The sequence below is a fragment of the Actinomycetospora sp. NBC_00405 genome, from assembly GCF_036044095.1.
GTDB lineage: Bacteria > Actinomycetota > Actinomycetes > Mycobacteriales > Pseudonocardiaceae > Actinomycetospora > Actinomycetospora callitridis.
The window spans coordinates 2,012,542-2,032,291 of sequence record NZ_CP107938.1 but is presented as its reverse complement, the minus strand read 5'-3'; the positions used below and the strand labels follow the sequence as shown (position 1 = coordinate 2,032,291).

15 protein-coding genes are annotated in these 19,750 nt (G+C 75.0%); 7 read left to right on the top strand and 8 right to left on the bottom strand.

Features of this window, described 5'->3' with window-relative positions:
• Window positions 1-495: 495 nt before the first annotated feature.
• A complete protein-coding gene (locus OG774_RS10020) occupies window positions 496-1,338 on the top strand; it encodes a PspA/IM30 family protein (RefSeq protein WP_274193513.1) in 843 nt (280 codons plus the stop codon).
• A 16-nt stretch (window positions 1,339-1,354) separates the two neighbouring features.
• Here OG774_RS10020 and OG774_RS10015 read toward each other — a convergent pair whose 3' ends face one another.
• On the bottom strand, window positions 1,355-2,155 hold the full coding sequence (locus OG774_RS10015) for a helix-turn-helix transcriptional regulator (RefSeq protein ID WP_328309028.1): 801 nt from the start codon (window positions 2,153-2,155) through the stop codon (window positions 1,355-1,357).
• Between OG774_RS10015 and OG774_RS10010 the strand changes: the two genes are divergently transcribed.
• Window positions 2,154-2,621: a DUF2000 domain-containing protein gene (locus OG774_RS10010; RefSeq protein ID WP_328309026.1), complete on the top strand. Its 468-nt coding sequence runs from the start codon at window positions 2,154-2,156 to the stop codon at window positions 2,619-2,621. The two genes, OG774_RS10015 and OG774_RS10010, sit on opposite strands and share 2 nt — an antisense overlap.
• A 90-nt stretch (window positions 2,622-2,711) precedes the next feature.
• On the opposite strand, the gene OG774_RS10005 is transcribed toward OG774_RS10010, so the two are convergent.
• The 3 genes from OG774_RS10005 to OG774_RS09995 all read right to left on the bottom strand — a co-directional run bounded on the left by OG774_RS10005 (window position 2,712) and on the right by OG774_RS09995 (window position 5,784).
• Window positions 2,712-3,608: a DNA-formamidopyrimidine glycosylase family protein gene (locus tag OG774_RS10005; RefSeq protein WP_328309024.1), complete on the bottom strand. Its 897-nt coding sequence runs from the start codon at window positions 3,606-3,608 to the stop codon at window positions 2,712-2,714.
• A 20-nt stretch (window positions 3,609-3,628) separates the two neighbouring features.
• Window positions 3,629-3,943, bottom strand: coding sequence for a hypothetical protein (locus tag OG774_RS10000; protein ID WP_328309022.1), 315 nt, complete (start codon window positions 3,941-3,943; stop codon window positions 3,629-3,631).
• Window positions 3,944-4,017: 74 nt separating this feature from the next.
• A complete protein-coding gene (locus OG774_RS09995; RefSeq protein WP_328309020.1) occupies window positions 4,018-5,784 on the bottom strand; it encodes an MFS transporter in 1,767 nt (588 codons plus the stop codon).
• Window positions 5,785-5,937: 153 nt separating this feature from the next.
• Between OG774_RS09995 and OG774_RS09990 the strand changes: the two genes are divergently transcribed.
• From OG774_RS09990 to OG774_RS09980, 3 genes are all read left to right on the top strand, one after another.
• Window positions 5,938-7,461, top strand: a complete 1,524-nt coding sequence (locus OG774_RS09990; RefSeq protein WP_328309018.1) for a M28 family metallopeptidase — start codon at window positions 5,938-5,940, stop codon at window positions 7,459-7,461.
• Window positions 7,462-7,563: 102 nt separating this feature from the next.
• Complete coding sequence (locus OG774_RS09985; protein ID WP_328309016.1) at window positions 7,564-8,361, top strand: IclR family transcriptional regulator; 798 nt, start codon at window positions 7,564-7,566, stop codon at window positions 8,359-8,361.
• Between the two features lie 83 nt (window positions 8,362-8,444).
• Entirely contained in the window at window positions 8,445-9,914 is a 1,470-nt protein-coding gene (locus OG774_RS09980) for an amino acid permease (RefSeq protein WP_328309014.1), read from the top strand.
• Here the strand turns inward: OG774_RS09980 and OG774_RS09975 are convergent.
• Together OG774_RS09975 and OG774_RS09970 are read right to left on the bottom strand one after the other, a co-directional pair.
• Window positions 9,889-10,842 (bottom strand): hypothetical protein, encoded by a 954-nt coding sequence (locus tag OG774_RS09975; RefSeq protein WP_328309012.1) that lies wholly within the window; start codon window positions 10,840-10,842, stop codon window positions 9,889-9,891. The two genes, OG774_RS09980 and OG774_RS09975, sit on opposite strands and share 26 nt — an antisense overlap.
• Before the next feature lie 41 nt (window positions 10,843-10,883).
• Window positions 10,884-15,614, bottom strand: a complete 4,731-nt coding sequence (locus OG774_RS09970; RefSeq protein ID WP_328309010.1) for an ATP-dependent helicase — start codon at window positions 15,612-15,614, stop codon at window positions 10,884-10,886.
• Window positions 15,615-15,872: 258 nt separating this feature from the next.
• Here OG774_RS09970 and OG774_RS09965 point away from each other — a divergent pair, with 258 nt between their 5' ends.
• Both OG774_RS09965 and OG774_RS09960 read left to right on the top strand, forming a co-directional pair.
• On the top strand, window positions 15,873-17,114 hold the full coding sequence (locus OG774_RS09965; protein WP_328309008.1) for a patatin-like phospholipase family protein: 1,242 nt from the start codon (window positions 15,873-15,875) through the stop codon (window positions 17,112-17,114).
• Window positions 17,115-17,121: 7 nt separating this feature from the next.
• Window positions 17,122-17,796 (top strand): GAP family protein, encoded by a 675-nt coding sequence (locus tag OG774_RS09960; RefSeq protein WP_328309006.1) that lies wholly within the window; start codon window positions 17,122-17,124, stop codon window positions 17,794-17,796.
• Here OG774_RS09960 and OG774_RS09955 read toward each other — a convergent pair.
• Together OG774_RS09955 and OG774_RS09950 are read right to left on the bottom strand one after the other, a co-directional pair.
• Window positions 17,793-18,461 (bottom strand): response regulator transcription factor, encoded by a 669-nt coding sequence (locus OG774_RS09955; RefSeq protein WP_328309004.1) that lies wholly within the window; start codon window positions 18,459-18,461, stop codon window positions 17,793-17,795. The genes OG774_RS09960 and OG774_RS09955 overlap by 4 nt on opposite strands.
• Window positions 18,458-19,636 (bottom strand): sensor histidine kinase, encoded by a 1,179-nt coding sequence (locus OG774_RS09950; RefSeq protein ID WP_328309002.1) that lies wholly within the window; start codon window positions 19,634-19,636, stop codon window positions 18,458-18,460. Before OG774_RS09950 ends, OG774_RS09955 begins: the two co-directional genes overlap by 4 nt.
• Window positions 19,637-19,750 lie beyond the last annotated feature (114 nt).

Here is a 19,750-nt window from a genome sequence, read left to right as displayed (position 1 = left end):
GGCGCCGGTGCCGGTGCTCGACGGGGCTTCGGGGACGGGCCCGGTGTGGACGCCGCGCTGCGCTCCGCGGTCGAGGAGGCCTTCGAACCCGCGAGCTCCGGGGATGACGCCTCGCCCGGCATGTCGGCCGGCATGTCCGCCACCCTCCCGGCCCCGCCGGAGCCCGAGGAGCCCGCCGCGCCGCGCACGGTGGCGCTGCCCGAGCCCGAGGGCCTGCCGCAGCGTGACGCCGACGAGGACGTCGTCGCGCCGGTGGAGGGGGCGACGACGGTGCGTCTGGTCGGTCTGGCGGGCGGTGCGACCAGCGGTCCGCGGTCGCCCGTGGTGCGCGTCGCGGCCTGAGCCGTGTGATCGGTGTGAGCGTCCGACCCGCGTGATCGTCGCCGATGGGCGGGTCGGTGGAAGCCTCCGCGAGGAGGTGAGACGATGGTCGTGAGACCAGGCGCGGCTGTCGCGGCCTGAGCCGTATCGACGTCACGAGTTGGGCGGGAGCAGATGGCCAACCCCTTCGTCAAGGCCTGGCGGTACTTCCTGGCCGCGTTCTCCTCGAAGATCGACGAGAACGCGGACCCGAAGGTCCAGATCCAGCAGGCCATCGAGGACGCACAGCGTCAGCACCAGACGCTGTCGCAACAGGCCGCGTCGGTGATCGGCAACCAGCGCCAGCTGGAGATGAAGCTGAACCGTCAGCTGGCCGACATCGAGAAGCTGCAGGCCTCGGCGCGGCAGGCGCTGGTGATGTCCGACGACGCGCGCTCCAAGGGCGACGAGGAGTCGGCGCGCCGCTACGAGCAGAGCGCCGAGCAGTTCGCCTCGCAGCTGGTCACCGCGGAGCAGAACGTCGAGGACCTCAAGACGCTGCACGACCAGTCGATCGGCGCGGCGCAGCAGGCCAAGCAGGCTGTCGAGCGCAACGCCAACATGCTGCAGCAGAAGATCGCCGAGCGCACCAAGCTCCTGAGCCAGCTCGAGCAGGCCAAGATGCAGGAGCAGGTCTCCGCGTCGCTGCGCTCGATGAGCGAGGTCGCGGCGCCGGGCAACACGCCCTCGCTCGACGAGGTGCGCGACAAGATCGAGCGGCGGTACTCCACCGCGCTCGGTCAGGCCGAGCTGGCGCAGAACAGCGTGCAGGGCCGGATGCTCGAGGTGGAGGAGTCCACCCGCGACTTCGCGGGCAAGAGCCGCCTCGACCAGATCCGCGCCTCGATGGGCGGCGGCGCGCAGATCCCGGCCGGGCAGGCGGCCCAGCCGCAGGTCCAGCCGGCGCAGCCGACGCAGGCCCAGCCTGCGCCGGCCCAGCAGCCCACGCAGAACACGCAGGCCCCGCGCCAGTACTGAGCTCCGGTCCCGGAGGTCATCCGCGCCGGGCCGCTGTGAAGCGGCCCGGCGTGGTGCCGGTGACGCGGCGGAAGTGCCGGGTCAGGTGCGGCTGGTCGTGGAACCCCGCGGCCGTCGCCACCTCGGCCGGCGACATCCCGCCGAGCACGAGGCGCCGCGCGAGGTCCACCCGTCGTCCCGTGAGGTAGCGGTGCGGCGGCAGCCCGAACTCGGCGCCGAACGCCCGCACGAGGTGCGTCGGGTGGGCGTGGAGCAGCCGCGCGGCCTCGTCGAGGCCGAGGGCCTCGGGGAACCGGGCGTCGAGGAGATCCCGCAGGCGGTGGGCGAGGCCCGGGTCGCGGGGTGCCGCGGCGCGCTCGTCACCGAGGTGGGCCGCGAGCCGCTCGGTGATGAACGCGAGCCGGCTCTGCGCCGCCAGCTCCTCACCGGGGCGGGCGAGCGCGCGGTGCAGCTGGTCGATGCGCCGGCGCAGCACCGGGTCGTCGAACGCCGGCCGGTCCACGGCGCGCCCCGTGAGCGAGGGGCCGTCCAGGGTGGTGTCGTCGAGGTAGACGACCCGTTTGCGGAACCCGCCGGGCACGGCCGAGCGCCCGTCGTGGGCGACGTGGGGCGGCAGCAGCGTCACCGACGTCGGCAGCGCGCCGTGCTCGTGGCGGTCGAGGTCGTAGCGCACGGCGCCGTCGTCGACGATCAGCAGGGTCCACGCGTCGTGGGTGTGCGACGGGTAGGCGTGCTCGGTGAACCGGGCGTGGAACACCTCGGTGACCCCCGGGACCGCCGGACGCCAGGCGCGGACGTGCTCGGCCGGGCCAGCCATGCCAGGAACGTACAAGACCGGCGCGGTGCGCCCCGGTGACGCTGACCCGGTGAGCAGCGCATTCGACACCAAGGTCGCCGTCGTCCTGCGGGACGACCTCGCCGGCTGGCAGGCCCTCAACGTCACCGCGTTCCTCGTCAGCGGGATCACCGCGGCGACCCCCGAGCTGATCGGCGAGCCCTACGCCGACGCCGACGGCACCGCCTACCTGCCGATGCTCGGCCAGCCGGTGATGGTCTTCGCCGGCGACGCCGCCGTGGTGCGCGCCGCCCACGGGCGCGCCCTCGGCCGCGGGCTGCGCATCGCGGTCTTCACCGCCGACCTCTTCGCGACGGGCAACGACGCCGACAACCGCGCCGCCGTGGCCAAGGTCGGTCGAGACGACCTCGACCTCGTCGGCATCGCCGTTCACGGACCCCGCAACGCCGTCGACAAGATCGTCAAGGGCGCGCGGATGCACCCCTGAGGTCGACGTCGTGAGGATGCTTCGGTTTCCGAAGCTCTCCGTGGTGGCGGGACGGGGTCGGCGGCGGCCTGACCGGGTGCTGCTCGCTCGCTAGTAGCGGGCCTGGCGGCTCGACTGCTGCTGGGGCCGGCGGCCCCGCCGGCGCTCGAGCGGGGGGTGCGGGCCGGGCTGGCAGGTGGGGCAGAAGTAGGCGATGCGGTCCTCGCGGTCCGGAGACCCCCTATCGGCGTGCTGTGTTTCTGCCTGCCCCGCGGTCCGGACGACGTCGCGGCACCGGCGGCACCCGCGCCCACCGCGCTCGAACACCCAGTGCTGGGCGTTCCCGCCGAGGTCGCCGGTCGTCGACTGTTCGGGACGCCAGGCGTTGCGTTCGAGCAGCTTGCGGGCCCAGGCGACGGCGTCGTGGACCTGGCGGTCGGACAGGTCGCCCACCGGAGTCCACGGGGAGACGCCGACCAGGAAGCAGATCTCGGCCTTGTAGAGGTTGCCGACCCCGCAGGCCACCCGCTGGTCGAGCAGGGCGGCGCCGAGCTCGCGGGCCGGGTCGGCGCGCAGGCGGCGTTCGATCTCGGCGGCCGCGTCGGGCCCCCAGTCGTCGCCGAGCAGGTCGGGCCCGAGGTGGCCGACCCAGGTGTCCTCGTGCGCGGTGGGCAGCAGATCGAGGTCGTGCAGCCGGTAGCCGACGGCGACGCGCTCGGGCACCTCGAGGATCGCCCGGATCTGGTGGTCGGCGCCGCCGCGCCAGGGACGGCCCGGCCGGTAGAGGTGCCACGTGCCGTCCATGCGGAAGTGGCTGTGGAGGCTGGTGGCGTCGTCGAAGCGGGTGAACAGGTGCTTCCCGACGCTGACCACCTCGAGCACGGTGCGCCCGGCGAGGTCGAGCTGCACGAGACGCGGGTGCCGCAGCTCCCCGCGCGTCAGTGTCGCGCCGGCCAGCGCGTCGTGCAGGCGCTTGCCGGCGAGGAAGACGGTGTCACCCTCGGGCACGTCGCCATCGTCCCACCAGGTCAGTCGTCGGGCCGACCGACGCTGACCTGCTGGTCCTCGACGCGGTCGCGCGGGTCGTCGGCCACGTCGACGGGGCGGAGCGCGCCGGCGAGCCGCTCGCGCAGCAAGTTCAGGTCGCGGGTGTGCGGGTCGCGTGGATCGATGGTCGTCCGGTCGACGCTCTGCAGCACGTCGACCAGCTGCTCGACCAGGCCGCGGGCCTCCGCGCCCAGCAGCCCGAGGTCGTCGCTGTCGAGGGCACGCGTGACGGTGCCTGCTCGCAGCGCGGCGGTGGCCTGGCGGACCGCCACCACCGGGGTGTCGTCGCTGGACATGGAGTCCTCCCGGACACGTCGTCGGTCCTGGCGGGGAGGGGTGCCACGCGTGGGGCGCGGCACAAACTCCGGACTCAGCTCTCCCTGATCAGCGCCTTGGGCGTCGCCAGCACGAGCGGGCGGTCGAGGGTGTCCTGGCCCGGGACGACGTGGACGGCCGCGGGCCGGGCACCGGCGAGGCCCGCGATGAGCAGGACGGGGCGCTCCGCACCGGGGTCCGCGGCGAACCCGCCGTCAGGATCGACGGGGATGACCGCGAGCTGCCGGCCGTCGTGACCCACGAGCGTCACGCGGGCCCCGGTCGCCGGGGCGCCGTGGTCGTGCAGGACCCGGCCGCGGACCAGCGCCGGTGCGGCGGCCTCGTCCGCCACCGAGCCGTCGGGCGCGTCGTCCCCGAACGACTCCACGCGCCGGGCCGGGTCGGGCAGGGAGGGCACGGCGAGGCTGACGAGCAGGGCGAGGACGGCGCAGCCCGCGGCGATGATCAGCGTGGTGCGCAGCGCCCCCAGCGAGGGCACGAGCGTGCCCTCGATCGGCACGGTCGACGCCGAGAGCACGACCGCCGCGACGGCCGAGGCCGTCGACGTGCCGATCGAGCGCATGAGGGTGTTGAGGCCGTTGGCGGCGGCGGTGCGGGTGGTCGGCACCGCCCGCATGATCAGCGCGGGGAGCGCTCCGTAGGCCAGCGCGACACCGGCGCCGATCACGGCGATGACCAGCGAGACCTGCCAGGCCGCCGAGAGCAGCAGGGTGCCGGCGCCGTAGGCCGCGGCGATGATCACCAGGCCGATCTGCAGCGACGTCCGCGGGCCCCAGATCCTCGAGATGCGGGCGGTGACCGGCGACATCGCCATCATGACGATGCCGTTCGGGGCCAGGGTGAGCCCGGCGACGAGCAGGCTCAGACCGAGACCGTGGCCGGAGGCGAGCGGCGCGGAGAGCAGCTGCGGGAAGACGACCATGCCGGTGAACATCGCGACGCCGACCGGGATCGAGATCAGGTTCGGCAGCAGCACCGCGCGCTGGACGTTGAGGCGCAGGTCCACCAGCGGGTCGCGGACGCGCAGCTCGTAGAGCGCCCACCCGACGAGGGCGACGACGGCGACGCCTGCCGAGCCCAGGGTCGCGGCGCTGGTCCAGCCCCATTCGGCGCCCTTGGAGACGGCGAGCAGCAGCCCGATGAGGCCGATCGAGAGGCCGACGGCGCCGCCGGTGTCGAAGCGCCCGCCGGAGCGGGTGGTCGACTCGGGAATGATCACGGCGACGAGCGCGAGGCCCGCGAGCCCCAGGGCGCCCGCCACCCAGAACAGGGCGTGCCAGTCGGCGATCTCGACGATCACGGCGGCCAGCGGCAGGCCCAGGCCGCCGCCGATGCCCAGCGTCGCGCTCATCAGCGCGATCCCGGACCCGAGGCGCTCGGGCGGGAGCGTGTCGCGCATGAGGCTGATGCCCAGCGGCACCGCGCTCACCGCGACGCCCTGCAGGGCACGGCCGACGAGGACGGGCACGAGGTCCGAGGTCACCGCGCACAGCACCGAGCCGACGACGAGCAGCCCGAGCGTGGCGAGCAGGACGCGGCGCTTGCCGATCATGTCGCCGAGCCGGCCGGCGATCGGCGTGGCCACCGCACCCGCGAGCAGCGTCGCGGTGATCACCCAGGACGCGGTGGCGGACGTCGTCGAGAGCAGCTGGGGGAGCTGCGGCACCAGCGGCACGACCAGCGTCATGCACAACGAGGCGACGAGCCCGACCGACGACAGGACCGTGACCACGAGCGCCGGGCGGGGTGCGCCGCTGCCCGATGCCGAGTCCACCGACTCCGGAGCGCCGGTGTTCGGCACGCATCCTCCCGGAGGATGTGAGGGGTAATTGGCTGTGCCAACCAACTGTAGACGGCGGGCATTCCTCGGGACACGTGTCTCTAGTCGCGCCCCGCGTCCGGTCCGGGCGGTTGCCGTCACCGCGTCCGCACCGATCCGCTACGGTCCGTGAGCATGATCGCGTCTCGACGGAGCGCCGCGGCGCTGGTCATCGTGGCCGCCCTCGCGCTCGGGGCCTGCGGCAACGGGGGGAGCGGGGGCGCGGGGACGACGACCCCGCCCGAGCCCAGCCAGCAAGAGCCCAGCCCGGCGGCCGCGCCCACCGGTGACCCCGGGCTGCCGCGCCGGCTCGCCGAGCAGAGCACCGGCGACGCGGCGTTCGCGCGGCTGGAGGAGCTGCAGCGGATCGCGGACGCGAACGCCGGCAACCGCGCGGCCGGGTCGCCGGGCTACGACGCGAGCGTCGAGTACGTCGCGGGTGAGCTGCGCCGGGCGGGCTTCCGGGTGGAGACGCCGAGCTTCCCGTTCGACACCTTCGCCGTGGACGGCGAGACCCTCACCGTGGGTGGGGCGCCCGGTCCGGCGGTCACCGCGCTGACCTATTCACCGGCGACCCCGCCCGGCGGCGTCACCGCGCCGCTCGTGGTGGCCCCGGACGCGCCGGCCGACCCGACGCCGGGCTGCGAGGCGACCGACTACGCGAACCTGCCCGCCCGTGGCGCGGTGGTGCTCGTGCGCCGCGGCTCGTGCACGTTCACGCAGAAGCAGCAGGTCGCGGCGGACGTCGGGGCGGCGGCCGTGCTCGTCGGCAACAACGCACCGGGCCCCCTCGGCGGCACGCTCGGCTCCGTCGCCGAGGGCCGCCTGCCCACCGGCGGGCTCCTGCAGGCCGACTTCGACGGGCTCGTCGCCCGCGGCGGCACCCCGATCGGCCTCACCCTGGCCACGCGCACGGCGACGGTGACCACCCGCAACGTGATCGCGCAGACCACCACCGGGCGTCCCGACGAGGTGGTCATGAGCGGCGCCCACCTCGACTCCGTCCCGCAGGGACCGGGGATCAACGACAACGGCTCCGGGTCGGCCGCCCAGCTCGAGCTGGCGATGCGGATGGGCGGTGCCCCGCCGGTGACCAACGCCGTGCGCTTCGCGTGGTGGGGCGCCGAGGAGAACGGGCTGCTCGGGTCGACGGCCTACGTGCAGGGGCTGACGCCCGAGGCGCGCCGCGACATCGCGGTGCTGCTCAACTCGGACATGCTCGCCTCGCCGAACCCCGCCTACCTGATCTACGACGGCGACGACTCCGACCGCGTGGGCGCACCGCCCGGCCCGACCGGGTCCGACGGCATCGAACGGACCCTCGCCGCGGCGCTCACCGCCACCGGTGTGCAGCCGCGCGGCACCGACTTCGACGGCCGCTCGGACTACGGGCCCTTCGTGGAGGCGGGCATCCCGTCGGGCGGGCTGTTCACGGGGGCCGAGGAGGTCAAGACCCCGGAGGACGCCGCGCTGTGGGGCGGCCAGGCCGGTGTCCCGTTCGACCGGTGCTACCACCAGGCCTGCGACACCGTCGCCAACGTCGACCGCGTCGCCCTCGACCGGATGCTCGACGCGCTCGCGGTCTCGCTGGGCACCTACGCGATCGACCTCGGCGGGCCGAACGGCGTCCCGTCGCGGGAGCAGCGGCAGACACGCTGACGACACGCTAAGGTTGCGCATCCCGCAACCCGCGGTGGCCCCGCTCTCGCGCCGCACCCCGCCGCCCGGTCGCTACCGTCCGGTCGGAGAGGATGGCGGTCGATGGCACGCACCGACGGCGACGGCGACGGCAAGGAGCCCGCGCTCGTCCGTTCGGTCGATCGCGCGGTCACCGTGCTCGAGGTCGTGGCGGCCCGTGGCGAGATCGGCATCACCGAGCTGGCCGAGGAGCTCGGGGTGCACAAGTCCACGGCCTCGCGGCTCGTGGCCGCCCTGGCGCGTCGCGGGCTGCTCGAGCAGAAGGGCGACCGGGGCCGGATCGCCCTGGGCTTCGGCGTCGTCCGCCTCGCGGCGGCGGCCACCGGCAGCATGGACCTCGCCCGTCTCGGCCAGCCGACCTGCCAGCAGCTCGCCGAGGTGGTGGGGGAGACCGTCAACCTCGCGGTGCACGACGGCGAGGCCGCCATCAACGTCGCCCAGGAGTTCGGGACGTCGTCGGTGACCACCCGCAACTGGGTCGGGCGACGCACGCCGCTGCACGCGACCTCGGCGGGCAAGGTCCTGCTCGCGTACATGAGCGACGCCGACCGCCGTGCGTTCCTGCGCCGGCGCCTCCCCCGCTACACCGAGTCGACGATCACCGAGGCGGCCGCGCTGCGCGCCGAGCTCACCCGGGTGGTCGACGAGGGGAACGCGCGGTCCTTCGAGGAGCTCGAGGTGGGCCTGCACGCCGTGGCCGTGCCCGTGTGGGGTGCGGGCGACGTCGTCGTCGCCGCACTGAGCGCCGCCGGCCCGGCCTACCGCCTGCCGCGCCGTCGTGCCCGCGCGATCGTCCCGGACCTCCGGGCGGCGGCCGAGGAGCTCTCGACCCGGCTCGGCTGGGTCGGCACCTCGTCCTGACGTGACCCGGCGTCCGGGGACGGACGCCTGCGACGTGAAGTCCCTGTGTGGTCTCGGAGGGATCGAGACCGCACCATGGGCGGATGACGACCACGTCGCCCCGCGGGGGGATCGCGGCCCTGTTCCGTCGCAAGCCCGTCGAGGAGATCGAGACGGGTCCCGACGCGGGCGGGACGGGCCTGAGCAGGACGCTCACCCTGCGCCAGCTCACGGCGATCGGCGTCGGCGGGATCATCGGCGCCGGCATCTTCTCGCTGGCCGGGCAGGTGGCCAACGAGACGGCCGGGCCCGCGGTGCTCCTGTCGTTCCTGGTCGCCGGCGTGGCGAGTGCGGCCGCGGCGTTCTCGTACGCCGAGTTCGCCGGGCTCATCCCGCGGGCGGGGTCGGCGTACACCTACGGCTACGTGGTGCTCGGCGAGCTCGTCGGCTGGCTGATCGGCTGGGATCTCCTGCTCGAGTACACCGCGATCGTCGCCGTGGTCGCCATCGGGATCTCCGGCTACTTCAACGACCTGCTCGGCTTCCTGGGCCTCTCGCTACCCGAGTGGATGCTCGGGGCGCCGGGCACCGAGTCCGACGGCCTGGCGCCGGGGACGCACAAGGTCGACCTGTTCGCGATGCTGCTCTGCCTGCTCATCGCGTTCGTGCTCAACCGCGGGATGCGCAACGCCGCCCGCGCCGAGACCGCGCTGGTCTACCTCAAGGTCGGCGTCGTGCTGCTCGTCGTGGTCGTCGGCGCCTTCCACATCGACGCCGGCAACTACAGCCCGTTCGCGCCGTTCGGGCTGGCGGGCATCTTCACCGGGGCCGCGACGGTGTTCTTCGCGGTCTTCGGCTACGACGCGATGAGCACCGCCGCGGAGGAGTCGCAGGACTCCCAGAAGCACATGCCGAAGGCGATCCTCTACTCGCTGGCGATCTCGATGGTGCTCTACGTGCTCGCCTGCCTCGTGCTCACCGGCATGGTCGACTACACCCGCATCGACGGCGAGGCGGCGTTCTCGCAGGCGTTCGCCGACGTCGGGCTCCCCTTGGTGGGGCTCATCGTCGCCGTCGGCGCGATCCTCGGCATCCTCACCGTGCTGTTCACGTTCCTCATGGGCGCGACGCGCGTGGGCTACGCGATGAGCCGCGACGGGCTCTTGCCGCCGTGGTTCTCCAAGACCAGCGAGAAGCACCGCGTGCCGAACCGCATCACCTGGGTGCTCGGTGTCGCGTCCGCCGTCATCGCCGGGTTCCTGCCCATCGGCGAGGCCGCCGAGCTGACCAACATCGGCATCCTGCTGGCCTTCGTCGTCGTCTGCATCGCCGTGGTCGTGCTGCGCTACCGGCGCCCCGACCTGCCGCGCTCGTTCCGCTGCCCCGGGATGCCGGTGGTGCCGATCATCGGCGTGATCTTCTCGCTCTGGCTGATCACGTTCCTCGACCCGCAGACGTGGCTGCGCTTCGCGGTCTGGTTCGTGGTCGGGCTCGTGATCTACCTCGTCTACGGCCGCCGTCGCTCGAAGCTGGCCCCGGGGAACGAGGTCAGCCCAGGTCCGGGTGGTCCTTGACCCACCAGAGGAACTGGCGGGCGTGGTCGAGGTCGACGAAGCGGTGGCCGACGAGCTCGACGAGCAGGTCGTTGCTCCAGTGCACGAGCCGCCCGATCGTCTGCCCCGTCGTCGCGGGGGCCGGGAGCTCGATGCCGAACACCCTGCGGGCGATCTCGCGCTTGCCCCCGGCCGGGCTCGAGTAGACGAGGATCGGCAGGAACCGCTCGGGCTCGGCGATGCAGAGCACCCGGGTCAGCATCGACTCGCGGAAGCCGGGCATGGCCGGCGGCTCGTCCGAGGTGATCAGCGTCGTCAGCCGGTCCTCCCGGGCCGCCGGCTCCTCGCCGCGGAGCAGGTACTCGATCACCCCGCGGAACGCCTCGGCCGCCTGCTGGTTTCCGAGGGACTTCCACTCGTCGTTGAAGCGGCTCATGTTCCCGGGCTTCGCCACGACCTTGCTGTTGGCGAAGTCCTTGAGCGCGACCGGCGTGGTGTACGGCAGGGCGTCGGCCTCGAACGCCTGCCTGTAGACGTCGCGGTAGAGCCCTGCCTCGGGGTCGGGACGCGGGAAGTCGGCCAGGAACTCCTTGCGCAGGCTCTCCAGGCGCACCAGGGCGCCGGGCGCCACGTCGTCGACGGTCGGGAAGCGGCGACGGGCCATGTCGGCACCCTCGACCGGGCGGGCGCCGCGGGACGGCCGCGAGCTGCCCGGGACCGACGTCCGGGCCCGGGGCGTGCTCGCGCCGGGGGTGGTCGAGCGGGGGGTGGTGCGGGTCGTGGTGCTGCGCGACCGCGTCGTCTGGCTGATCGCCCGCGGGGAGACCGGCTTGGCGCCGAGCACCCACTCGTGCCCGCAGCTGGTGCACCGCATCATGTTGCGCCCGTCGTCGGCCATCCCGAGGTACTCGGCCGCGGACTGTTCGCACGTGGGGCACGCCAGCGCCATACCGCTCCCTGCTGTTCGCCTGCTCGGTGTCGGCGCCCACCCTAGGCCCGCAGGCGCAGGCCCTTCGGGCTGTGCCGGAAGCCGGCGTCGGTGAGCACCTCGGCCAGAACCCCGTCGAGGGCCCCCGAGCCGTCGGCCTTCTCGACGGCGATGCCGCCGAGCCAGCCCTCGTGCACGGCCGTGGCCAGCGCGGACGCGGCGGCGGCGAGGGCGTCGCGCTCGCCGGTGAAGCTCAGCAGCGACTTGCCGCCCCGCTCGACGTAGATCGCCGGCTCCCCGTTCGCGAGCACGACGAGGGCGCCCGCCTTGCGCCCCGGACGGTGGGAGTTGTCCCCGGTCGTCGGCGGCCACTCCAGCGCCGCGCCCCACGGCTGGGCGGGGTCGGTGGCGGCGAGGACGAGGGCGGTCGGCGCGCTGCCGTCGTCCTCGAGGCGCGACTCGGCCCGCAGCCGGTCGATCGCGCCGGGTACCGCGAACTGCGCCGCGCCGAGGCCCTCGATGACGTAGCCGCGCCGCGCCCGGCCCGACTCCTCCATCGCCCGCAGCACCGGGTAGATGCCGGCGAACCCGCCGGTGACGCGCTCGGTGTCGAGCGCGCCGCGGGTGAGCACGCCGTGGCGCTCGAGGAACGCCTCGGTGCGTGCCTGGGCCCGCCGGGTCGGCTCCGCCTCGCGGACGGGCACGCCCGACCAGCGGCCCTGGGCCGTCGGCGGGCCGGTGCGCGAGGGCATGGGCGCGCGCCCGAGCCGGGCGTAGCGGCCCCGCGACGGCGAGCGGCGCTGCTTGTGCGCCCCGCCCCGCGAGCCCCCGCTGCCGCGCGACCCGCCGCCGGACACCAGCGCCCGGACCGGCGCGAGCGTGTCGTTGGTGGCGAGACCGGCCCACACGAGGTCCCACAGCGCGGCGACGAGCGTCGCGTCGTCGGGCAGGGCCGTCTCGGCCTCGCCGCCCTCGCGCAGCAGCGCCTGCGTGCGCTCGGTGAGCTGGCGGAAGAACAGCGCCCCGCCCGCGTCGAGCGTCTCGTGCAGCGCGCGGTGCAGGGGGGTGTCGACGTGCTCGTCCTCGGGGTCGGGCAGCAGCAGGTCCGCGAGGTCGGTGGGTGCCACCGCCAGCCACCCGTCGCCGCCGGCCAGCGAGCCGCACCCGGTCCACGTGACCTCCCCGGCGCTGGTGAGCTCGTCGAGCAGCGCGGGGGAGTAGCCGGGCAGCCGGGCCGGGAGCACGAGGCTCTCGAGCGCGCTGGCCGGGATCGGCGCGCCGGCGAGCTGCTCGACGACGCCCAGGACGTCGTCGGGACCGGGGGAGCGGCGCATCCGCTTGGGCCCGATGCCGTGCCACGACGGCAGGAAGCGACCCAGCGCCGCGGGCTCGACGGGCTCGACCTCGGCGCGCAGCCGGGCCAGCGAGCCGCGCCGCAGCCGGCGCAGCACCTCGGCGTCGCACACGTCCGGCCCCGTGGCGGGCAGGTCGGCCGGCACGCCGGGCAGCGGCGGCGCGCCCTCGGGACGCAGCTCGCCGCGCATGAGCCGGCCGGACGAGACCAGGCGGTCGACCACCCCGCCGACGACGGCGGTGCCGAGCGCGAAGCGGTGGGCCGCGGCGGCCACCGGGAACGGCCCGCGGGTGCGGGCGAAGCGGGCGATGAGGTCGCCCAGCGGATCGGCCACCGGCTCGGTGAACGCCTCGGGCACGCCGACCGGCAGGCCGGCGCCGAGGGCGTCGCGGAACCGGCCCGCGTCCTCGATCGCGATCCAGCGCTCCTCGCCGGCGACCCGCACCCGGATCACCCGGCGCGCGGACTCCAGCTCGGTGAGCCACTGCTCCTGCACACCGCGGGCCGCCGCCTCGGCGGTGGTGAGGTCGCCGACGAAGCGCAGCAGGTCGGCGGTGCCCTCGGCGTCGCGGACGTGGCGTTCCGGGTCGGTGCGCTGCAGCTGCCCCTCGATCTCGGCGAGGACGTCGCCGTCGAGCAGCTCGCGGATGGCCTCCGAGCCCAGGAGCTCGGCGAGCAGCGTGGAGTCGAGCGAGAGGGCGGCCGCGCGGCGCTCGGCCAGCGGGGCGTCCAGCTCGTAGAGGAACATCCCGACGTAGCCGAACATCAGCGTGCGCGCGAAGGGCGACGCGCTGGTGGTGGCCACGTCGACCACCTGCACCGCGCGCGAGCGCACGTCGCGCATGAGCTCGGCGAGCCCCGGGACGTCGTAGACGTCCTGCAGGACCTCGCGCATCGTCTCGAGCACCACCGGGAACTGCTCGAACCGGCTCGCGACGCTCAGCAGCTGGGCGGCCTTCTGGCGCTGCTGCCACAGCGGGGTGCGGCGGGTCGGGTCGCGCCGGGGCAGCAGCAGCGAGCGGGCCGCGCACTCACGGAAGCGCGCGGCGAACAGCGCGGAGTTGCTGACCTCGGCCGTGACCACCTGCTCGACCTCGTCCGGGTCGAGCAGCACGTCCTCGGCGGTGGGCATGATCTCCTCGCCGGCGTCGTCGAGGGCCTCGGGCAGCCGCAGGACGATGCCGTCGTCCGCGCTCGCCGCGGACACCTCCAGGCCCCGCGTCTCGCGGAACCGCGCCGCGATCGCCAGCGCCCACGGCGCGTTGACCTGCGCGCCGAAGGGGGAGTGCACCACGAGTCGCCAGTCGCCCAGCTCGTCGCGGAAGCGCTCCACGACGATGGTGCGGTCGCTGGGGACGTGGCGCGTGGACTCCTTCTGCTCGCGCAGGTAGGTCAGGAGGTTGGTCGAGGCGTTGGCGTCCAGCCCGGCGGCCCCGGTGCGGGCGTGGGCGGCCTCGTCGTCGGCCGCGGCGACCTCGCGCACGAACGCCCCGAGCGCGCGGCCCAGCTCGAGCGGGCGACCGGGGGCGTCGCCCTTCCAGAACGGCATCCGCGCCGGCACCCCGGGCGCGGGCTCGGCGACGACGCGGTCGCGCGTGATGTCGAGGACGCGCCAGCTGGTGGACCCGAGCAGGAAGGTGTCGCCCACCCGGGACTCGTAGACCATCTCCTCGTCCAGCTCGCCCACCCGGGACCCGCCGGTGCCGCCCTCGCCCGAGCCGGGCGTGACCACCGTGTACAGCCCGCGGTCGGGGATCGTGCCGCCACTGGTGACCGCGAGGCGCTGCGCGCCGGGGCGCCCGGCCAGCTGGTCGGTGACGCGGTCCCAGGTGATGCGCGGGCGCAGCTCGCCGAAGTCGTCGCTGGGGTAGCGCCCGGCCAGCATGTCGAGCACGGCCTGCAGCGCGGAGTCGGGCAGCCCGGCGAAGGGCGCGGCCCGCCGGACCAGCGACGTGAGGTCGTCGACCGACCACGGCTCCATCGCCGTCATCGCCACGACGTGCTGGGCGAGGACGTCGAGCGGGTTGCGCGGGTAGCGCATCGCCTCGATCTGGCCGCCGGCCATGCGCTCGGCCACCACGGCGCACGAGACGAGGTCGCCCCGGTACTTCGGGAACACCACGCCCTCGCTCACGGCGCCGACCTGGTGGCCCGCGCGGCCGACCCGCTGCAGCCCGCTGGCCACCGACGGCGGCGCCTCGACCTGGATCACGAGATCCACCGCGCCCATGTCGATGCCCAGCTCGAGGCTCGACGTGGCCACGACGCAGGGGAGGTGGCCGGACTTCAGCGCCTCCTCGACCAGGGTGCGCTGGGTGCGGCTCATCGAGCCGTGGTGGGCGCGGGCGACGATCACCTCGGCGGGCTCGGCCGTCCCCGACTGCCCGACCGCCTCGGCGGGGAACGCGGTGCCGACGACCGGCGCGACCTCGTCCGCCTCGTCATCGGTGTCGAGCTCCACGGGCGGCCGCTCGTCCTCCGCGGCGTGCGCCCGCTCGGTGGCGAGCTCGTTGATCCGCGCGGTGAGCCGCTCGGCGAGCCGGCGGGAGTTGGCGAACACGATGGTCGAGCGGTGCTCGCCGACGAGGTCGAGCACGCGCTCCTGCACCGCGGGCCAGATCGACGCCTTCTGCGCCGCGCCGGCGGCCGAGCCCTCGACCTCCTCCTCGACGCCGGGGCCCGAGGCGTTGTCTCCCCCGTCGAGGGCCGCCATGTCCTCGACCGGCACCTCGACGCGGACCTGCACGGTCTTGGCCGTCTCGGGGTTGACGATCCGCACCGGGCGCCCGCCGCCGAGGAAGGACGCGACCTCGTCGACCGGGCGGACGGTGGCCGAGAGCCCGATGCGCTGGGCCGGGGCGTCGAGCAGGGCGTCGAGGCGCTCGAGGCTGAGCGCGAGGTGCGCCCCGCGCTTGGAGGCGAGCACGGCGTGCACCTCGTCGACGATCACCGTGTCGACCCCGCGCAGCGACTCGCGCGCCGCCGACGTGAGCAGCAGGAACAGCGACTCGGGCGTGGTGACGAGGATGTCCGGCGGCGTGCGGTTGAAGCTGCGCCGCTCGTCGGCGGGGGTGTCGCCGGTGCGCGAACCGACCGTGACGTCGGGCTCGGTCATCCCGAGGCGGTGCGCGGCCTGGCGCAGCCCGGCCAGCGGCGAGCGCAGGTTGCGCTGGACGTCGACGGTGAGCGCCTTCATCGGCGAGACGTAGAGGACCCGGCAGCGGCGCGTGGCCTCCTCGGGCGGCGGCGTGGTGGCCAGGCGGTCGAGCGCCCAGAGGAACGCCGCGAGCGTCTTGCCCGAGCCGGTGGGCGCCACGACCAGCGCGTGCTGCCCGTCGGCGACCGCGTCCCAGGCGCCCTCCTGCGCGGCGGTGGCTCCCTCGAACGCGCCGGTGAACCAGTCGCGGGTGGCGGGGGAGAAGCGATCGAGGACGGTCACGGCTCCATGGTGCCCCGCACCCCCGACAACGACCCGCCGAGCACTAGCGTGGCCGGGTGACCGTCCAGGTCCCGACGGGGCCCGCGCTGCCGAGGCTGTTCGTGGTGCTCGTCGGCGGCGCCGCGGCCGTCATCCTCGTCGTCGGCCTCCGCTCGCTGGCCTGGCTCATCGGCCCGTCGTCGACGTCGACCCGCGTGCCGCGTGGCTCGGGGACCTCTTGTCGGCACGTCCCGCCGAGACAGCGAAAGCAGAGGACCCATGAGGATCGCGCTGGCCTTCCAGGGCGGCGGCAGCCACACCGCCTTCACCGCCGGGGTGGTGTCCCGGCTCGTCGAGCGCGGGGTGTTCGACGGCCACGAGGTCGTCGCGGTCAGCGGCACCTCGGGCGGGGCGATCAACGCGCTGCTGACGTTCGCGGCGCTGCGCGACGGTCGGCGCGACCGGATCCCCGCCGACCTCGAGGGCTTCTGGGAGGACAACGCCGCGAGCAACCCGCTCGAACGCTTCGGCAACGCCGTCACGGTCGGCGCGGGCGTCGCCCAGAGCCTCGGCCTCGCGCCGCCGCTGAACCCCTACCTCGTGCCGCCGGCGTTCGACGGCCGCGAGGAGTTCCGTCGGCTGCTGCGCCGCCACGTCGACTTCGACGCGCTGGACGTCCCGGACACCGACGCCCGCCACCCGCGCCTCGTCCTCGGCGCCGTCGACGTCCGCAGCGGCGCGTTCCGTGCGTTCGACAGCCGCCGCGACCGCATCACCCCGGACACCGTGCTCGCCTCCGCGGCGATCCCGACCCTGTTCCGCGCGATCCACGTCGAGGGCGGCCTCTACTGGGACGGGCTGTTCTCGCAGAACCCGCCCGTGGCCCCGCTGCTCGACGACGACCCCGACGAGCTGTGGGTCGTCCAGATCAACCCGACGCGGCGCGACGACGAGCCCCGCACGACCCTCGACATCGCCGACCGCCGCAACGAGCTCGCCGGCAACCTCTCGCTCTACCAGGAGCTCGCGTCGATCGAGAAGATCGACCAGCTCCTCGCCGCCGGCACGCTCACCGCGGCCAGCGGGTACCGGCAGGTCGCCGTGCGCGTGCTCGAGCTCGACCGCTCGATCGTCAGCGGGCTGCTCGGCGCCGCGTCGAAGGTCAACCGCGACGTGGTGTTCCTGCGCGACCTGCGCCGGCGGGGCGCCGAGCAGGCCGACGTCTTCCTGACCTCGCTGCGGTTCGAGGAGGCCTGGACGGGGGGCGACGTCGCGCGCCTCCGGACGCTCCTGGCCGGCGCCCGCCTCGAGATCGAGGCCCCGTTCGGGCGCGCCACCGACGACGCCGCGGTCCTGCTCGCCACCGCCGTCACCCGCGACGTCACACGCAAGGAGCTCGTCGGCGAGGAGGTCGTCTGGCGGGTGGCGGCCTCCGGGACGCCCGGCGTGCTCACCGTGTCCTTCGCCGGCGAGCGGCTCGTCTCCCTGCACCTCGGCCCGGTGCCGGAGGACGAGCGGTGAGTGCCCCGTGAGCCCCGAGGCGCTGGTCCTCGGTCTCGTCAGCGCCGTGCGTGCCGTGCCGCTGGCGATCGTCTACGCGGTGCTGCTCACCGAGAGCCCGCGGCGCCTGCTGACCGCGTACCTGCTGGCCGGCGCGACGATCAGCGTCGTGGTCGGCGTCCTCGTCGTCACCGCGTTCGGTGCGAGCACCCGGAGCTCGGAGCACACCGCCGGGCGCCTGGTCGTCGACGTCGTCCTCGGCGTCCTGGCCATCGTCTGGGCCGCCGCCCGCGGGACGGGACGTCTCCCGCGCCCGCGTCGACGGCCCGACCGCGAGCGCTCGTCGGTGCTCCCCGACGCGCTCGCGGCGCGCCTGAAGTCCCCGACGCCGACCGCCATGGCCGGAGCGGGCCTCGTGACCAACCTCCCGGGCCTCTACTACATCGCGGCGCTGGTGGCGGTGCTCCAGACCCACCCGAGCGCCGTGGGCGGGATCGCGCAGGTGCTCGTCTACAACCTCCTGCGCTTCGCGGTGCCGGCCGCGGTGCTCGTGCTGGTGATCTCGCGCCCGGACCGGACCCTCGAGCTCGTGCGCGCGGTGCACGCGTGGGGACGCCGGCACGCCACGGTCCTGCTGGTGCTCGCCGTCGGCGGGGTCGGGATCTACCTCACCGGCAAGGGCGTCCTGGGGCTGCTCGGTTAGTCCTCCGACGACAGCCCGGCGTCGTGGGCCAGCAGCGCCAGCTGAGTGCGGTTGTCCAGGTCGAGCTTGGACAGCGCGCTCGACAGGTAGGTCTTGACCGTCGAGAGCGAGAGCAGCAGCTCGCGGCTGATGCGCGCGTTGCTCCAGCCCCGCCCGACGGCCGCCGCGACGGAACGCTCCTGGTCGGAGAGGGCGGCCAGCCGGGCCCGGGCGTCCGGGCGTCCCGAGGCCCGCCCGGTCGCCGCCGCGATCAGGCGGCGGGTCACCGACGGCGACAGCGACGTGCCGCCGGCCGCGACCCGGCGGATGGCGTCCTCGATGTCGGCCGGCGGGGTGTCCTTGACCAGGTAGCCCGTGGCGCCCGCGCGCAGGGCGGCGAGGACGTCCTGGTCGGAGTCGAAGGTGGTGAGGACGAGGACGGCGGGCGCCTCGGGCCGTGCGAGGAGCTCGGTGGTCGCCCGGACGCCGTCGACCCGGGGCATGCGGAGGTCCATCAGCACGACGTCGGGACGGTGCTCGGCGACCGCCGCGGGCACCTCGTCGCCGTCGGTGGCCTCGCCGACGATCGCGATGTCGTCGGCCTCGCCGAGCATCAGCCGCAGTCCGGATCGCACGAGCGCGTCGTCGTCGACGAGGAGCACGCGGACCGGGGTCGGGTCGGTCATCGCGGCTCCATGACCGGCCAGGGCACCCGCACCGCGACGCGGAAGCGGTCCTCATCGGGGCCGCGGGAGAGCACGTGACCGCCCGCGAGGTCGACGCGCTCGGTGATCCCGAGCAGCCCGTTGCCGGGCGGCCGGACGGTGCCGCGGGCGGGCAGCGGGTTGGAGACCTCGAGCTCGGCCTCGCCGCCCGGCGCGCCGCGCAGCACGATCTCGACGGGCCGGCCCGGGGCGTGGCGGGCGGCGTTGGTGAGCGCCTCCTGGGTGATCCGGTAGAGCGTGCGCCCGCACTCGTCGGGCAGCGCACCCTCGGCCAGCTCGTCGCGCAGGGTCACCGGGGTGCCCGCGGCGCGCACGCCGTCGAGGAGGCGCCCCAGGTCGGCCAGGGTCGGCTGCGGCGGCCGCTGGGCGGGATCGACGCCGGCGCCGGCCTCGTCGTCGGTGTCGGGGTCGCGCAGGACGCCGAGGATCGCCCGCAGGTCGACCAGCGCGTCGCGCGCTCCCGCCCGGATGACCTCGAGCGCGTCGCGGATCTCCTCGGGCGAGGCGGACCGGCGGTGCGCCAGCGCCCCGGCGTGCAGGGACACCATCGACAGGCGGTGGGCGAGGACGTCGTGCATCTCGCGGGCGATGCGGGTGCGCTCGGCCGTCCGGGCCGCCTCGGCCCGCAGCGCCGCCTCGGTCTCGGCCCGTTCGGCCCGCTCGACCAGCGAGTCGAGCAGCTCGTGGCGGGCGCGGATCGCCGCCCCCGTCGCCACCAGCGCCGCGGTGATGACCACCGCCCACCCGACGTTGGCCCACGAGGTGCTCTCCTCGGTCGGGAGACGGAAGAGGCCCTGGACGGGCGCGATCGCGAGGGAGAGCACGGCGAGACCCACCGCCGTGGGCCAGGGCCGGCGGACCGCCAGGGAGAAGGTCGCCACGGCACCGGCGAGCCAGGCGCCCGTGCACGGGATCGTCAGCGCGAAGACGACGAGCGCCGAGCCGATGGGGGCGCGGCGGCGGGCGAGCAGCACGAGGGCGGCGAGAACCCCGCCGACCAGGTCGATCCACCACCACGCCGGCGCCTCGGTGGGCAGGACCGGGCGCTCCGGCCACAGCACGAGGTAGAGCCCGAGCAGGGCGACCGCCAGCGCGCCGGCGTCGTACAGACGCGGGGTCAGCCCGGTGGACGGCACGGTGGTCACGCTAGCGCCGCCGTCCGACACGCCGCCCCGGCCGAAGGTCGACCGGGAGCGGTCCCTTCGACGGTGATCTCCGGCCGGTGCGCCGTGGTCGCCGGCCCCGCCGTG

Coding starts and splice junctions, on each gene's coding strand:
- OG774_RS10000 (WP_328309022.1), bottom strand. CDS start 3,943: ATGTCCAGCGACGACACCCCGGTGGTGGCGGTCCGCCAGGCCACCGCC.
- OG774_RS09965 (WP_328309008.1), top strand. CDS start 15,873: ATGAGGATCGCGCTGGCCTTCCAGGGCGGCGGCAGCCACACCGCCTTC.
- OG774_RS09985 (WP_328309016.1), top strand. CDS start 7,564: ATGGCACGCACCGACGGCGACGGCGACGGCAAGGAGCCCGCGCTCGTC.
- OG774_RS09975 (WP_328309012.1), bottom strand. CDS start 10,842: ATGGCGCTGGCGTGCCCCACGTGCGAACAGTCCGCGGCCGAGTACCTC.
- OG774_RS10010 (WP_328309026.1), top strand. CDS start 2,154: ATGCCAGGAACGTACAAGACCGGCGCGGTGCGCCCCGGTGACGCTGAC.
- OG774_RS10015 (WP_328309028.1), bottom strand. CDS start 2,155: ATGGCTGGCCCGGCCGAGCACGTCCGCGCCTGGCGTCCGGCGGTCCCG.
- OG774_RS09990 (WP_328309018.1), top strand. CDS start 5,938: ATGATCGCGTCTCGACGGAGCGCCGCGGCGCTGGTCATCGTGGCCGCC.
- OG774_RS09955 (WP_328309004.1), bottom strand. CDS start 18,461: ATGACCGACCCGACCCCGGTCCGCGTGCTCCTCGTCGACGACGACGCG.
- OG774_RS10020 (WP_274193513.1), top strand. CDS start 496: ATGGCCAACCCCTTCGTCAAGGCCTGGCGGTACTTCCTGGCCGCGTTC.
- OG774_RS09980 (WP_328309014.1), top strand. CDS start 8,445: ATGACGACCACGTCGCCCCGCGGGGGGATCGCGGCCCTGTTCCGTCGC.